At 33.6% G+C, this 15,187-nt stretch carries 13 protein-coding genes; 1 reads left to right on the forward strand and 12 read right to left on the reverse strand.

Translation table 11 applies throughout. The annotated features are described in order from the left end of the window. Positions 1–371: 371 nt before the first annotated feature. Positions 372–566, reverse strand: a complete 195-nt coding sequence (locus B6K90_RS20385) for a hypothetical protein (RefSeq protein ID WP_088014580.1) — start codon at positions 564–566, stop codon at positions 372–374. Between the two features lie 162 nt (positions 567–728). Between B6K90_RS20385 and pdaB the strand changes: the two genes are divergently transcribed. Further along, on the forward strand, positions 729–1,496 hold the full coding sequence (gene pdaB, locus B6K90_RS20390) for a polysaccharide deacetylase family sporulation protein PdaB (RefSeq protein WP_088014581.1): 768 nt from the start codon (positions 729–731) through the stop codon (positions 1,494–1,496). Between the two features lie 176 nt (positions 1,497–1,672). On the opposite strand, the gene B6K90_RS20395 is transcribed toward pdaB, so the two are convergent. From B6K90_RS20395 to B6K90_RS20445, 11 genes are all read right to left on the reverse strand, one after another. After that, positions 1,673–2,260, reverse strand: coding sequence for a KinB-signaling pathway activation protein (locus B6K90_RS20395; protein WP_088014582.1), 588 nt, complete (start codon positions 2,258–2,260; stop codon positions 1,673–1,675). Positions 2,261–2,453: 193 nt separating this feature from the next. Further along, positions 2,454–3,515: an Mrp/NBP35 family ATP-binding protein gene (locus tag B6K90_RS20400; protein WP_088014583.1), complete on the reverse strand. Its 1,062-nt coding sequence runs from the start codon at positions 3,513–3,515 to the stop codon at positions 2,454–2,456. 261 nt (positions 3,516–3,776) lie between these two features. Next, positions 3,777–4,487 carry an N-acetylmuramoyl-L-alanine amidase CwlD gene (gene cwlD, locus B6K90_RS20405; protein ID WP_088014584.1) on the reverse strand — a complete coding sequence of 237 codons (711 nt, stop codon included), beginning with the start codon at positions 4,485–4,487 and terminating at the stop codon, positions 3,777–3,779. Between the two features lie 58 nt (positions 4,488–4,545). Further along, positions 4,546–4,977: a DUF2521 family protein gene (locus B6K90_RS20410; RefSeq protein WP_088014585.1), complete on the reverse strand. Its 432-nt coding sequence runs from the start codon at positions 4,975–4,977 to the stop codon at positions 4,546–4,548. 243 nt (positions 4,978–5,220) lie between these two features. Continuing rightward, complete coding sequence (locus tag B6K90_RS20415) at positions 5,221–6,483, reverse strand: saccharopine dehydrogenase family protein (protein ID WP_088014586.1); 1,263 nt, start codon at positions 6,481–6,483, stop codon at positions 5,221–5,223. Positions 6,484–6,637: 154 nt separating this feature from the next. Continuing rightward, positions 6,638–7,963, reverse strand: coding sequence for a phage portal protein (locus B6K90_RS20420; RefSeq protein ID WP_088014587.1), 1,326 nt, complete (start codon positions 7,961–7,963; stop codon positions 6,638–6,640). A 221-nt stretch (positions 7,964–8,184) separates the two neighbouring features. Continuing rightward, positions 8,185–9,117 carry a response regulator gene (locus tag B6K90_RS20425; protein WP_088014588.1) on the reverse strand — a complete coding sequence of 311 codons (933 nt, stop codon included), beginning with the start codon at positions 9,115–9,117 and terminating at the stop codon, positions 8,185–8,187. Further along, entirely contained in the window at positions 9,114–10,367 is a 1,254-nt protein-coding gene (locus tag B6K90_RS20430; protein WP_088014632.1) for an ATP-binding protein, read from the reverse strand. The genes B6K90_RS20425 and B6K90_RS20430 overlap by 4 nt, the downstream gene beginning before the upstream one ends. Before the next feature lie 174 nt (positions 10,368–10,541). Beyond that, on the reverse strand, positions 10,542–12,236 hold the full coding sequence (locus tag B6K90_RS20435) for an NAD-dependent malic enzyme (protein WP_139840773.1): 1,695 nt from the start codon (positions 12,234–12,236) through the stop codon (positions 10,542–10,544). Between the two features lie 220 nt (positions 12,237–12,456). After that, positions 12,457–13,893 (reverse strand): aspartate ammonia-lyase, encoded by a 1,437-nt coding sequence (gene aspA / locus B6K90_RS20440; protein WP_088014589.1) that lies wholly within the window; start codon positions 13,891–13,893, stop codon positions 12,457–12,459. A gap of 18 nt (positions 13,894–13,911) precedes the next feature. Then, a complete protein-coding gene (locus B6K90_RS20445; protein WP_088014590.1) occupies positions 13,912–15,183 on the reverse strand; it encodes a cation:dicarboxylate symporter family transporter in 1,272 nt (423 codons plus the stop codon). Positions 15,184–15,187: the final 4 nt, after the last annotated feature.

The following is a 15,187-nucleotide window of genomic DNA, read 5'->3' on the forward strand; positions in this document are numbered from 1 at the left end:
TCCTGAGCCAGGATCAAACTCTCCATAAAAGTTAAGTTTAAATCTTGTATTGCTCAAAAAACTAATAATTGACGTTTACTTCATGTTTTGTTTAGTTTTCAAAGTTCACTTTGTCGCTCGTAAGCGACTTTTTAATATTACCATTTTGTAATATAGCCTGTCAACATTTTTTAAAACTTTTATTTAAGTGTGTTGAAGTCAGTTTTTGTTGTCGTTGAAGACAAGAAATAATATAACACGCATCTAAATAAAACGTCAATACATAATTTGATATTTTTTAAAAATCTTTTTCATGGACTAGTTCAACAAGCTCTATATGATTGCGTGAGTGAGAAGCAATGTTGTCTTTACTCGATCTACACCATTATTTATTATTTATGTGTCTCCTCCCATAGCGGTAATCTATTATACACTTCATATAATATTTTCTTCTTTTGGACTATTTCATTTTTAACTCTTTCATTTAAATTATGCGATGATAACTCTTTATCTAATTCATATAGCGATCGTATTATGAGCGATTCGATCTCTAATACATGCTCTTTATTTAGAAGTATTCCAAACATATAAACAACTCCATGTTACTTTCATCTTTATACGATTTTAAGAAAATCTGAATTTTATTGTTCTAATACTTAAAACATTTAATCATTTCGTTTTATAGCATACAAGCTTGCTTAATCTCATATCCTTTATATAAGAACTTGGACAAGAAAGAAGGCGATTTTATGCTTTTTTACTTTTACATCACATCAAAAAGAAAATTAAAGCAATTTTCTTTAATTACTATTATTGCATTTTTCACAGCTTGCTTAGTTTATATACAAGCACCTAAAACATTTTCAACTTTTTCAACAAATAAGGGGCCAATGGCAATTTACAAAGGCGATGCCTCACAAAAAAATGTGGCTCTTACTTTTGATATAAGCTGGGGCGATGAAAATGTACTTAAAGTTTTGGATGTATTACGTAATCAAAAAATTACGAATGCAACTTTTTTCTTATCCGCATCATGGGCTGAACGACATCCAGAGATTGTTGAAACAATAGTTAAGCAAGGTCACGAGATTGGGACACTTGGGTATCGTTATAAAAGCTACACCCAACTAACTCCAGTTGAAATGCAAAGAGATTTAAATAATTCAGCCGAAGTATTTAATCGTTTAGGTGTAAAAGACGTTAAGTTATTTAGACCACCAAATGGCGAATATAATAAAGAAGTTATAAAGCTTGCTGCACGGAACAATCTTTCAGTGATTCATTGGAGTATTAATACTGAAGACTGGAGAAATCCTGGAACAAATAAAATTGTTAAAAGTGTAGAAAATAATACTGATCCGGGAGACATCATTTTGCTTCATGCAAGTGATTCGGCACTTCAAACGCCAAAAGCATTGCCATTAATTTGGTCATACTTAAAAGACGAAGGATATCAAAACGTAACTGTTTCTCAAATGATATCTAATACTAAAACAAATATTAAAATTGTAAAATAAAGAAAACTCGTTGATTGGCGAGCTTTAAGTGGAACAGAGGCGTGGATCATAACACTAAATAGGAAACTATGTCGATTTTTTCTCCGCTACCTTTTATATATAAAAAAAGCTAAGAGAACTTTCTCTTAGCTTTTAACTTTTATACTGGTAGCGCGTTTGCCACCATTTTCGAAAAATTATTTTTTTAGTATTTTGTGTAAAGTTAATAACTGATACATATTACAAACAAATAACGGTACTAACATTAGAATTAACCATGAAAGATCATTTTGTCTTAATGCAGGGACCCATTCCACTATTGTAACGACAATCATAAAAAATAAAGCTGGAATAAACGCCCCTTTGTTTGTTTCTTTCATTTTTATATAAGAGACAATCAAACTACCAATAAAAAGCACTATTGGGAAAATTAAATAGACAGTAAAAGCCTCCCCTTGAGCATACTCTTTAAATCGAAAATAAGCTAAATCAAATAAAGCTAACACGATTAATACAATTTGAACTGTATTCCATAATGACTTAAATAGGCCTAATCCAAATCGATGTATTGTCAAATATGCAAAGAACCCCATCTGACTTACTGCACTGAATACTAATCCCAATATAAATAAAAATGATACTTCAACTAGTAATTTTATTAATCTAACATCTTGTATGTAACCTAAATACTCTTTATACCCATAAAGAATACCCGTTACGATTGTTGCGATTCCACCAACTAGTAATGTTGTTAAAAATAATCGAACCAATTTCCGACTCGTCATTCGTTTCTTAATCCCCCGTTTTCACAAAGCTTCTGCTTTTCTTCTAAAATTCACGATTCATATAAAACTTTATTAACTATTTAATCAATATAAATACCCTAATAATTTAATTCATGTCTAAATATTAGATATGGTTATACGATAACCATTACTAACAAAAAAACAAGCATACAAATTAAAAGGGTATTGTTTATTATTTATTTAATACGATTTTTTCGACTACTTGCTTAGCAATCGACGTATAGATTTTACCAGTCGGGTGATCTTTATCGTATATTGAAGGAGCAAAGTCCTCTTCATCCCAATCAGGCTGCTGTAAAGGTAATTGTCCTAATAGAGTTGTTTGAAGCTCTTTTGCAAGCCTTTCTCCTCCACCTTTACCAAAAACATACTCTTTTTCGCCAGTTTTCTTACTTTCAAAGTAACTCATATTTTCTACAACACCAATAATTTCATGGTTTGTTTTTAATGCCATTACTCCCGCTCTAGCTGCAACAATTGAAGCTGTAGGATGTGGTGTCGTAACAATTATTTCCTTACAAGATGGTAACATACTATGAACATCTAACGCTACATCTCCAGTACCAGGTGGTAAATCTAGTAATAAATAGTCTAAATCTCCCCATTCAACTTCTGTGAAGAACTGTTGTAGCATTTTACCAAGCATCGGACCTCTCCAAATAATTGGTGAATTATCTTCTACAAAGAATCCCATTGAAATGACTTTTACTCCAAAACGATCAACTGGAATGATACGTTCACCTCTGATCACTGGTCTTGTCGTAATTCCCATCATATCAGGTACACTAAAGCCATAAATATCAGCATCAATAATACCTACTTTTTTACCTAATCTTGCTAAAGCAACTGCTAAGTTCACCGAAACAGTTGATTTTCCGACTCCACCTTTTCCACTTGCGATCGCTAAAAATTGTACTTTTTTATTATCTAATAATGAAAGTGATGAGTTTTCTTGGTTGTCTTCAATAAACTGACTTTTTTCCTCTTCTGTAAATTCAGTAAATCGAATTCCAACTGTATCAGCACCGTTTTGCTTCAATAACTGAACAATTTGTGTCTGAATTTGCATTTGTTCAGCTGTACCCGTTTTTAATAATGCAATTTTAACGCTTACATGTTTCTTCTCTTCTTTTATCGAAATTTCTTTAACAGCATCTAATTCGACTAATGATTTATTTAAAAATGGCTCGTTAATTGTACCTAAAAGTGATAATACTTGATCATTGGTAAGCATCTTTACACCTCGTTATCTTAATATACTAAATAGTATAACACATGTAACATAGTTAGTCCTAAGTAACATTAATTAGTTAGAAAAAATGAAAACCACCGATTTACTCGGCGGTTCTTATCACAGACGAAGTCCAAAATATATGATTCCAAACAAATTGAAAACATTTGTCTTTCAAGGCACGAAATCTGTAAAAAAGCAGATTTACCGCAAGCAGACGAAATAACAAAGAAAGCGTGCGTTTGCAATAGTTTGAAACACCGATTAATTCGGCGGTTCATTTTTATCTGTATAGTATCTAATAACCCCTCTATATATAGCTGCAGCAAGTTTATCTTGATATTCTTCATCCCTTAGCTGCTGACTTTCTTCATAATTTGATAAAAATCCTACTTCTACAAGCGCTCCTGGTACTTTTGAATATTTCATTAAATAAACATGATTAATAATTTTCGCTAATCGATGAGTATTATTTAGACTTTCTCTTAACTCTGCTTGGACGTATTTTGCAAATCGCTCATTTTCAATCAATGAACCATAAAAGAATGTTTGTGCACCTTTTGAAGATGTTCTTGGTAAGGAGTTTAAATGAATTGATATGTATAAGTCTGCGTTCGATCCATTAATAATTTCTACCCTTTTCCTTAAATCAACGCTTTTTCTTCTACTATATCCTTTCATTCCATCCTCTGCTAAATCGTAATCTCCATCTCTTGTCATAATAACCGTTGCACCTTGACCTTGTAAATAATCCCTCAGTTTGTTTGTTATTGATAGAGCAACAACTTTTTCAATAACATCTCCACCTGAAGCACCTCCATCTGGTCCACCATGTCCTGCATCCAAAACAATCACTTTTCCATCTAGAGGTAGTCCTCTAAAATTCCAGGTCTTTGAAGTCTTTTGTAATAAAGGTATACTCAAAATCAAAAAAACAAAGGTTACAATGATAACGATTAAATGCCATCTTTTCATTTTTTCTCCCCCTGATTGTCCTATAAAAAATATATGGGACAACTAGGAAGAATATGACTTACTTTGATAAACGAAGTCTGTGTCTTCTTTCTCCTTTTACATATCCATCTAACCACCAATTATTTAAAAAAGATTTACAACGGTCAAATGGTTCTGTTTGAATATCATCCTTACGACCAAATACTGAAGAATAAAATAAATAAGCTAACCATTCTGATTCTTTAGCTGATCTTCTTTTAACATTCTCGATTGGTTCACCATAAAAACCAAATCGGCTATATCTTGCACCCAATAAGTATGTTTCTACCGCTAACTCTAAACAGTAATCTTCTCTTGCTTTTCTTTGGTTAATGTCTGCGTCTATACAGTAGGAAAATGAATCCTTTAATTGGGCTTTTAATTGCATTATTTTTAATTCTTTTAATAAGCTTTTTTCAAATGTAATTTGCTTTGCTCTTCTTTTTTCTCGGAAATTTGTTATAAGATTCATGATGAAACCTCCCCGTAGCCATAGTCTAAGACGAAAAGGGGTGCTTCATTCAAAAACTACATACTTAATTTCTTCCATAAAAAAATAATAATTTTCATAAAAAACATAGATTTTATATAATAGAAAAATTGTATTAATTTTGAATTAAAAATGCATTATTTTAGGGCTTTTTAAATATCTTCTCTTTCTTAAATCATAAAAAAGAGGGGTCTTTGAAGCACTCTATTCCCCTCTTTCATATTTTTAATTATTATATGATTTCATTCTTTGTAAAAGTAATCCATCACTTTTTTCATTTTCTCCATATACAAACTGAGTCATATGATATTTTAAATAATGTCCATATTTAGTATTTGTATTTAATATTAATTCATCTACAAAGTAGGCACCATTTTCTACTGTATCCAAGAATAAACTTGCAACTCCTGCATAAACTCCACACGCTACCTGAAGATAGGTTGCATTTGTACCGTAATTAGCGAATGAATCTTTATTGTTCATAACATTATAGATATAGCGCTCTTTATCTTCGTACACAAGTAATACTCCAACTACGTCCTCTCCTACCAATGGAGCTGTTGAAGGATCTAGAAGCTTTTTATCAAAACCCAATATTTCGTCAGTGTTTTTTAAATTATCTCTAATTAGATTTGTTGTATGCTCATTAACACGATACACAAAACCACTTTCTAAGTTGAACAATTTGCCAATAATAAATACTTCTTCATGTGGCATTAGACAACCATAAAAGACTTTTTCACCCAATGTAACTTTAAATTCAACAGAATAAACATCATCATACAAGAAGATTGGAATATTTTCTTTAACGAACATAGGATAGCTCGTGACTGCTTCTTCTAGGAAACAATCTGGGGACCAAGTGGTGTAAATCGTTTCTTTTTGAGCTAAAGAAGGGTTTTCATAAAAAGAGTTATCATGTTCAACAATGTAACATGCAAGAGGTTTTTCGGAAGGGAATTGGTTCATTAAATCGATTGCCATCCATTGCACAATTCCAGGATTCATACCTGAACCAATAATTGCTGTAGTATTTTTAAACTTTCGTTTATTTTCTTCGAAGATACGTAAACGTTCTTTTAGTGGGAACCCAGTACTAACATCTTCATCTACTATTTCACTTTCTAAAGCTGTGTTGACATACTTAACACCAAACTCATTACAACATCGTAACATTTCAACAGAATCCGCTCTAGAAACATCAACTACAATAACTGTATTACTCTCTATGAGATGTTTTTTCATTAAATCAATATTATTAACATTCATCTCATGAAACGTAACTTTTTCTATTAGGTTAGGAATAATTTTTTCAAAATATGTTAAGTCTTTCTGTTTCAAATCAATTAAATGAAACCTGGCATTTTTCATTAGCTTGTGGATCGGATCATTTTGATCATTCGCCGCTTTATTAAATATAGAAAGTACTGCCTTTGCTACTCCGCCGGAACTACCTAATAGGGTAATAATCGCATCTTTTTCAAACATATAAACAACTCCATAAATTGGTTTAATATTAGCTATTACTTTACTATATGTACCAACGAAAAAAAGTGTTCGGACAAGTATCCTATCTATATGATCTATACTATTTACTGAAAAAAAAAAGCCTAACTATAAATAGTTAAAAGCCCTAATTTTATTAACTAGTTTTATCATCAGTTTCTGTTTTTTCTAAAAGCTTCTTTTGTTGTTCCATACAAAATTCATTAAGTTTTTTGCATTCTTCCCTACATTCTTGTCTACATCTTTCAATTTCTTCTTCTCGTTTCTTTTCTCGTTCAACACGTAATTCAAATTCTCGGTCTCTTTCTTTTTGGTCGATTGGGGCAGTACTTGTATTTAGAAGTGGCACATTACCTCTCTCGATTGGCCCAATCCCCATTAAAGAACGCCATTCATTAGGAGTTAAAGAAGCTCGTTCTACCATAACTGAAAATGCTAATTTTGTTGCGATTGATGCAAATTCTAAGTTAGATGCTTCAAAAACGATCCGATTACCATTTTTTCGTTCCGCAGGAGTGAAGAATTTACGTGTAAATTCATTATTTAGCTGGATAATTAAAGGATTAATTACGGCTTCATTATACGTATTCCATTGATCCTCATTAAAAGTACTTTGAACTATATTTTCGTTCGTATTAAAAAAACTATAGATTCGTTTTATCGTACCATTCGTTCGTTCCGCTTCCGGTGTATAGTCATTTGGTGATACTTGTTCTAAATCATACGTTGGCTCTGAAAAACCTGCTTTTACACCATCACCTGTAAATTTCATATAATTGTTTACAAATTCATTCGTATTCTTAATCATATCTTCTTGATCTAGAGTTTCCTTAAAGTTCAATAACCAATTCATAAAGCGATTGTTGCTTACATTTTCGACGATACTGTCATCTACAGAATCAATCACTTCTAATAACGGAAGTAAAGGATCATATGGGGGCGTACCAAATAGGTCATTGCTATTAAAATCTTGTCTTAAATGAATGATATCGCTATATGGTAAAATTAGTACATTTTTAGTTTTGAATGTGAATTTTAAAAATATCAAACCTTGATTATTTTCGAGCACTTCCACTTTCGTACAAGGAATAGGAAAAATAGCGGTTGGATATCCAAAATCATTTCGCTTTATAAAAGCAAACGCATTACTATTTAAGTCAAGCTGAGTTACCATTTTCTCTAAAAGTAATTGCCTAGACATAAATGGATTTGGTTCTTGAAGTACATTAAAAACCCAAGGATCAGGGTTTATCTTGCATTCTCTGTTATTTTCTCTAACATGGGTTACTTTTAGTTTTCCAATTGCATTGGCTTTAGGTCTAATACATGCCCTGATGACATCATTCTTAAATAATGTATCGCCTAATGTTAATTGGCCATCCCCTTCATCATTTAATAACTCAAAAGAACTAGTGCTAGATTGAAAATTCATTTTTCCCATTATCCAGTCGATCAAGCCCAATTTACATCACCCCTAACGTAGAGGGCCGTAGGTAAATTTTATAAAGGTATATTATTTTATTCTTTTAAAATTCTCATATGCTCCAAATCGGTAATGAATTATTAGATTTTTTTAATTTTCTCTATTTTAAAATATGAGTAAACAATTTAGTTTATTCCTGAAAGTAATCACATACAAAAAAGCCCCTCAAACATATTGCTGAGGGCCTAATAATATTTAGTTTAATATCTTTCAACTAAAAGCTGTTTAGATTCAAAGTATAAAACTTGTATAAATTTCTTTGCATTAATTCGAGTATGTGTTGATGAAGTCAATGATGCTTGCTTCAATTCACTCATTCTTTGACGAACTGTTTCAAAATCAAAAAACTTAGAAGCATAGTTTTCGAATTTAGGGTTCGCAAAATCTGTTAGTCCTATTGATGCCATATGGTTTAATGATTGATAGATTGCTCTACGAACTCTTTGTTCAGATGATTTCCTTTCCCGCTCAACGTCTTCGCTAGAATTTACAATTCCTAGCTTTTTTAAACTGATGTGAGTGTATATATCCTTTAAAGTAGGAAATCCTGCCTCTAGACCAAAATTCGTTTCGTATTCATATAAGTAATTGAGCATATCCAGCAAATCCTTGCTCCCATTTTCTCCAGCTATGCCTAGCTCCGATAATAGAACCTGTCCCCAGTCCGTAATTTTCTTTTTATCAGACATTGGCTTATGTTGATTTATTGAATTTACATCAAAAACATTACTTAATGACTTTTGAATATCAAGAATCGACCGCTCTAGTCGAATTCGCTCCAAAACCTTTCTAACGACCGAAATCACTTCAATTTTATTCAATGGCTTAGTAATGTAATATTCAATACCAAAAGAATACGCTTCTCCAATTAATTCTTTCGATTCAACTTGTGAAATCATAATAATTTTTCCTTTGAATGAAGGTCCCATTCTACGAATTGTCTCTATACCGTCCTGGAGGGGCATTAATAAGTCTATAAATAAAATATCTACATGATTTATTTCAAGCGTATTTGCATCTAAAAAGTAGCCATCTTCCGCCTCACCAACAACTTCTCCTAACTCTTCATCTTCTATAATTTGAGACAACATCGATCGAAAGACTTCATCATCATCTGTGATATAAAAATTCATAAATTCACCCTTTCTAGGACGAGAACTTCAATTGGTAGTCGGATCGTAAAAATACATTCACTCTCTTTTTGACTGAGAATAACTTCTCCTCCCAATTCTTCTGCCATTTCTTTGATATAGGATAAACCAATTCCTGTAGATGGGGTTCCATCATCACTATATTTAGAAGTAAATCCAGGTTTAAAAATAAGCTTCATATATTTTGACGGAACTCCAGGGCCATTATCAATAACCTTACATTCAATCCAATCTTCAACTCTTTCTATTGATAAGAGAATTTTCCCTTTATCCTCTATAGCTTCAACTGCGTTCGCAACTAAGTTATTAATAAATGATAGCATTAGATAAATATGATAGTGCGGATGTTGTCCCTTTATTTGAGAAACAAACTCAATTTTCTTTCCAAGCATGCCTGCATATTTTTGATTAATTCGGACAATCATTGTTACTAAATCATTTACACTCATATATTCAGGTAAACTTTCACTTGTAATAAGTTTAGAAAGTCCCGCGAAAATTCTTTGGTTATCCTTTTTTATTTCATGTACCTCTCCTGCGATCCTTAGAGATTTGTTCCCCCAATTTTCAATTGGAACTCCTAAATCCTGTTTATACTTACTCATGTCTCGATATAAATTGTAGGATTCTTTTGTTATCGTTTCGGCATTTTGTAGCGTTTTTTTCAAATATACAGACTCTACATACAAATTAGATAAATGCATAAGCATATTTTCATTCTCTTTACGAGTTTGTGATTCCTTCAGTTTTAGCTCGTAAAGTTTCATCATATTGATAAATGCTAATACAAAAAAGCTTCTAAACACAGCAATAATAATAATTTTGTTTAACTCTTCTACAGTCAGTGTAGATCCCATTCCATATAGTTGAAGTATTAATTCGATTAAGCTAGAAGTGATCTCAATCGTAATACCGAATATCCCTATTAGCAAAGGATGCTGAAACCGATTCACCTTTATTAAATAAAATAAAACGGAATATGAAAAATAATATAAGAAAGTAGGAAATCTAACCGAAAAAGATGAAGCAAGATTAAAATCTGACAATACTAACCAATCTAGTCCAACACGGAATACAAAGACAGATATGCCTATTAACAGCCCTATTACAACAGAATGATAATTCCTAAAATACAATAAAGAAAAGAAGAATATAGGGGTTCCAAAACTCACGCGAAATATATTATCAAATGGATGAAAGTTCAGTTCACCCGCTATCGGAACAAGAACCATAAGTGCAATAACAATCCAAAAATCTTTACTTTGCAGTCCTTTAGATTTCAAATCCGTCACTTCCTGATTTTTGCTACTAGTATATCGCCTTGTTGTTATTAACACAATGTTCCTCCAAACTACTAAATTTCATAAGAAAATACAGCTTGATGATACAAGCTGTATTTTTTATTTTTATATAGTAACCAATTCTTTTGTCGCTTTAATAGGTCGATAAGCAGGCTCCCACATTGCGTTTCGTACAGCTTGCTCAATATCGTCGTGTACTACTCGAGCTACCCCGTCTGCAACTGCTGCTTTTGCTACTTCAATCGCAACTACTTCTGAAATTGTACGTAGATTTTCGATTTGAGGTAGTAAAGGTGCGCCTAATTTACTTACATCGATCATTTCCGCTACAGCTTCTGCAGCCGCTGCAAACATTCCATCTGTAATAATACTTGCGCGTGAAACATTTGTTCCGAGTCCTAAGCCCGGGAAAATAAGAGCGTTATTTGATTGACCAATTACATAAACCGTTTTGTTATATGTTACTGGAGCAAAAGGACTTCCTGTTGCTACCAGTGCTCTTCCTTCAGTCCACTTAATTAAATCAGAAGGTTTTGCTTCTGCAAGTGGTGTAGGATTTGACATCGGTAAAATTACAGGTCTTTCAACATGTGCTGCCATATCTTTCACAATCTCTTCTGTGAATGCACCGGCAACAGTTGAAGTACCAATTAAGATAGTAGGATGAACTTGGCTTACAACTTCTGCTAAGCTTGCACCTGATTTATTTTCTTCAGTTGGACGCGCATACGGTTGTTGGAAGTCGAACAATCCTTCCATATCCTCTGAAAGCAATCCATTTCGGTCTATGCACCAAAATCTGCGGTTTGCTAATTCGAATGAAAGACCTTCACGTACCATTGCATCACGTACTTGATCTGCAATTCCAATACCAGCTGCTCCTGCACCGAATACAACTACTCGATGTTCACTTAATGGAATACCAGATGCATTCACTGCTGCTAGCACAGCGGCAAGTGATACTGCTCCTGTACCTTGAATATCATCATTGAAAGTACAAACTTGGTGACGGTACTTATCTAATATATTTCGTGCATTTTTAGAACTAAAATCCTCCCAATGTAGTAATGCATTTGGGAATTTCTCTACAGCAGTTGTTACAAACTTATCAATGAACGCATCATATCGACTATCGCGAACGCGAGGATGACGGTTTCCAACATAAAATGGATTATTTAGTAGCTCTTCGCGATCAGTACCTACATCTAAAACGACTGGCAATACTCGTGCAGGATCAATACCTGCAGCAGCTGTATATACCGCTAATTTACCAATTGCGATATTAATACCGCCAACTCCCCAGTCACCAATTCCTAATATGCCTTCACCGTCAGTAATAACGATTAAATCAATTTCGTCTGCATTTGCACCATAATTATCAAATGCTTGTACAATACCATCCTCTTCATTAATAGATAGATACAAACCACGAGGTCTTCTATATTCATGACTATAACGTTGAATTGCTAAACCAACTGTTGGCGTATAAACAACCGGAAGCATTTCTGGTAAGTGATCAGTTAGTACTCGATAAAATAATGTTTCATTACGATCATGTAAAGCTGATAATGCAACATTTTTATGCAAATCAGTAGGTTGTGACGAGAATTGCGCGTAAGCTCGTTTAGCTTGCTCTTCAAGCGTCAGTACAGCTGGCGGTAATAATCCTGTTAAACCTAGTTCGTTTCGTTCCTCTTGAGTAAATGCAACTCCTTTATTAAGCATTGGCACACCTAATAATTCGGCACCTCGCAAGGTAGTCTCCACTTCTCCATTCGAACCTACCTTGAATTTATGCATGTTATCCCATCCCTTTTCTATATTTTTATCTTTTTTAGTTAAGCAAAAAAGGGCTTTTCGCCCTTCACTTTGCAATTAATAATTGTCAGACTGATTAAAAACCACTTATCTTTCAATGTACGACGCCAGAAGCGGCGCTAAAGTTGCATAAATAGCAGTATAAGCACCGAAAAACAGGCGAGGCAACATAGAAAGTGAGCGTTTATCAGCAGTGACTGATTTATTGACGTTCTAAAAGAACTGCACCAGCAATACCAGGGTGAGTCATTTCAAATGGATCTAAAATTAAATCAAGCTCTTCTTCTGATAATACATCGTATTTTAAGCAAAGTTCACGAATTGGCTTTCCTGTTAGGATTGCTTCTCTCGCTATTCTTGCAGCAACTTCATAACCAATATGTGGATTAACCGCTGTGATTAGACCAACGCTCTTTTCTACATATTCTTTCATTCTGTCTTCATTTGCTTCAATTCCTTTTAAACAATTATCAGTAAATGCACGGAATGCATTATTCATAATGTTAATTGATTGAAGTAAATTAAATACTAGTACAGGCTCCATAACGTTTAATTCTAATTGTCCTGCTTCAGACGCTAAACAAATTGTATGATCATTACCGATTACTTGGAATGCAACTTGGTTAATAACTTCTGCCATTACAGGGTTTACTTTACCTGGCATAATAGATGAACCAGGTTGACGTGCTGGTAATGAAATTTCACCAAGTCCTGCACGTGGACCTGAAGCCATTAAACGTAAATCATTCGCAATTTTAGACATATTCATCATACATACTTTTAGAGCAGCCGATACTTCTGTGTAAGCATCAGTATTTTGAGTAGCGTCAACAAGATGCTCAGCTCCAACAAGTGATAAGCCGCTAATTTCAGCAAGATGCTTAACAACTAATTCAATGTAACGAGGATCTGCATTTAGACCTGTTCCAACCGCTGTAGCTCCCATATTTACTTCATATAAGTGCTGACGAGATTGTTCGATACGTTTTATGTCACGACCAAGTACTCGAGAATATGCTTCGAATTCTTGTCCTAAACGAATTGGTACTGCATCCTGTAAGTGAGTACGGCCCATTTTAATAACATGGTCAAATTCTTTTGCCTTTAATTCAAATACATCACGCATATAATTTATTGTATTTAATAATTTATCTAACATATTTAAAGTCGCGATATGAATTGCAGTTGGGAATGCATCATTTGTAGACTGCGACATATTTACATGGCTATTTGGACTAATACAGAAATAGTCACCTTTTTCTTTACCTAGTATTTCAAGTGCACGATTCGCAATTACTTCATTTGCATTCATGTTCATTGATGTACCTGCGCCACCTTGAATAGGGTCAACAATGAACTGGTCATGCCATTTACCTTCAATAATTTCTTGAGCAGCCTCTGCAATTGCATTACCATTTCCCTCATAAAGACGTTTTGTTTCCACATTAGCAAGTGCAGCTGCCTTCTTTACAATTGCTAAAGCTTTAATAAGCTCTTCGTGAATTTTATAACCAGTAATCGGAAAATTTTCAACTGCGCGTAATGTTTGGACACCATAATAAGCATCTGCTGGAATTTCTTTTTCCCCTAAAAAATCTTTTTCGATTCGTATGTTTGGTTTAATTTCAGTAGCCGCCATTTGTTTTTTCTCCCATCTTTACGCAACTTTAGATTCCTTAACAGAATTAATATATTGTTGCGCTTTATCTTTATCGTATTCGCCTTCCCATTTCGCCATCGTAATAGCTGCCAATGAGTTTCCTAATACATTTACTGCAGAACGAACCATATCTAAAATACGATCAATACCTGCAATTAATGCGATTCCTTCTAAAGGTAATCCCATTGAACCTAGTGTAGCCAGTACAACTACGAACGATGCACCAGGAACACCAGCCATACCTTTTGATGTCAGCATTAGTACAAATAACAATGTAATCTGCTCCATAAAAGACATGTGTACATTATACATTTGAGCGACAAATAATGCAGCAAGAGCTTGATAAATCGCTGAACCTGTTAAGTTAAACGAGTACCCTGTCGGTATAACAAAAGATACTATTGCTTTTGGACAACCCATTTGCTCCATTTTTTTCATAATGTTTGGAAGTACTGCTTCCGAACTTGCTGTTGTAAAAGAAAGAATCAGCTCTTCCTTTAAAATCTTCATAAGTGTAAAAATATTCGTCCCTGTCATTTTAGCATTAATACCTAAAATAACAATAGCAAAAAATGCCACAGTTACATAAACAGCTAATACTAGTTTACCAAGTGGTAATAATGTACTTACACCAAACTTTGCAACTGTTACAGCAATTAACGCGAATACCCCAAACGGAGCAGTTTTCATAACTTGATTTGTAACCCAAAACATCGCTTCTAAAACGCCTTCGAAAAATCCAAGAACAGGCTTTCCTTTATCTCCAATCGCTGCTACACCTAAACCGAATAAAACAGAGAAGAAAATAATCGGTAATAGATCACCTTGTGCCATAGATTCAAACACGTTTTTTGGGAAGATATGAACGATTGTTTCTGCAAAGCCACTTTGTTGAGTTGCAGTTGCTGTTTGTTCATAAGCTGAAATATCACCTTTTTGTAGATGGCTCATATCTACGCCTGTACCTGGGTGGAATAAATTCGCTGCAAGCAATCCTATTCCAAGCGCAATTGTCGTAATGATCTCAAAATAAAGAAGTGTTTTTCCTCCAAGTTTCCCTAACTTCTTTATATCGCCTACACCTGCTACGGCAACTACAAGTGCTGAAATTACAATTGGCATTACAATCATTTTAATTAAATGAATAAAGATATCACCAATCGGTTGAATATAAGATATTGCCGTTTCATTTCCGTATACTAATGCTCCTACAACTATACCTAATATAAGAGCAACAAAGATTTGCGTAGCTAATCCAAATTTCTTCATATAA

The organism is Gottfriedia acidiceleris (genome assembly GCF_002128425.1).
Taxonomy (GTDB): Bacteria; Bacillota; Bacilli; order Bacillales; family Bacillaceae_G; genus Gottfriedia; species Gottfriedia acidiceleris.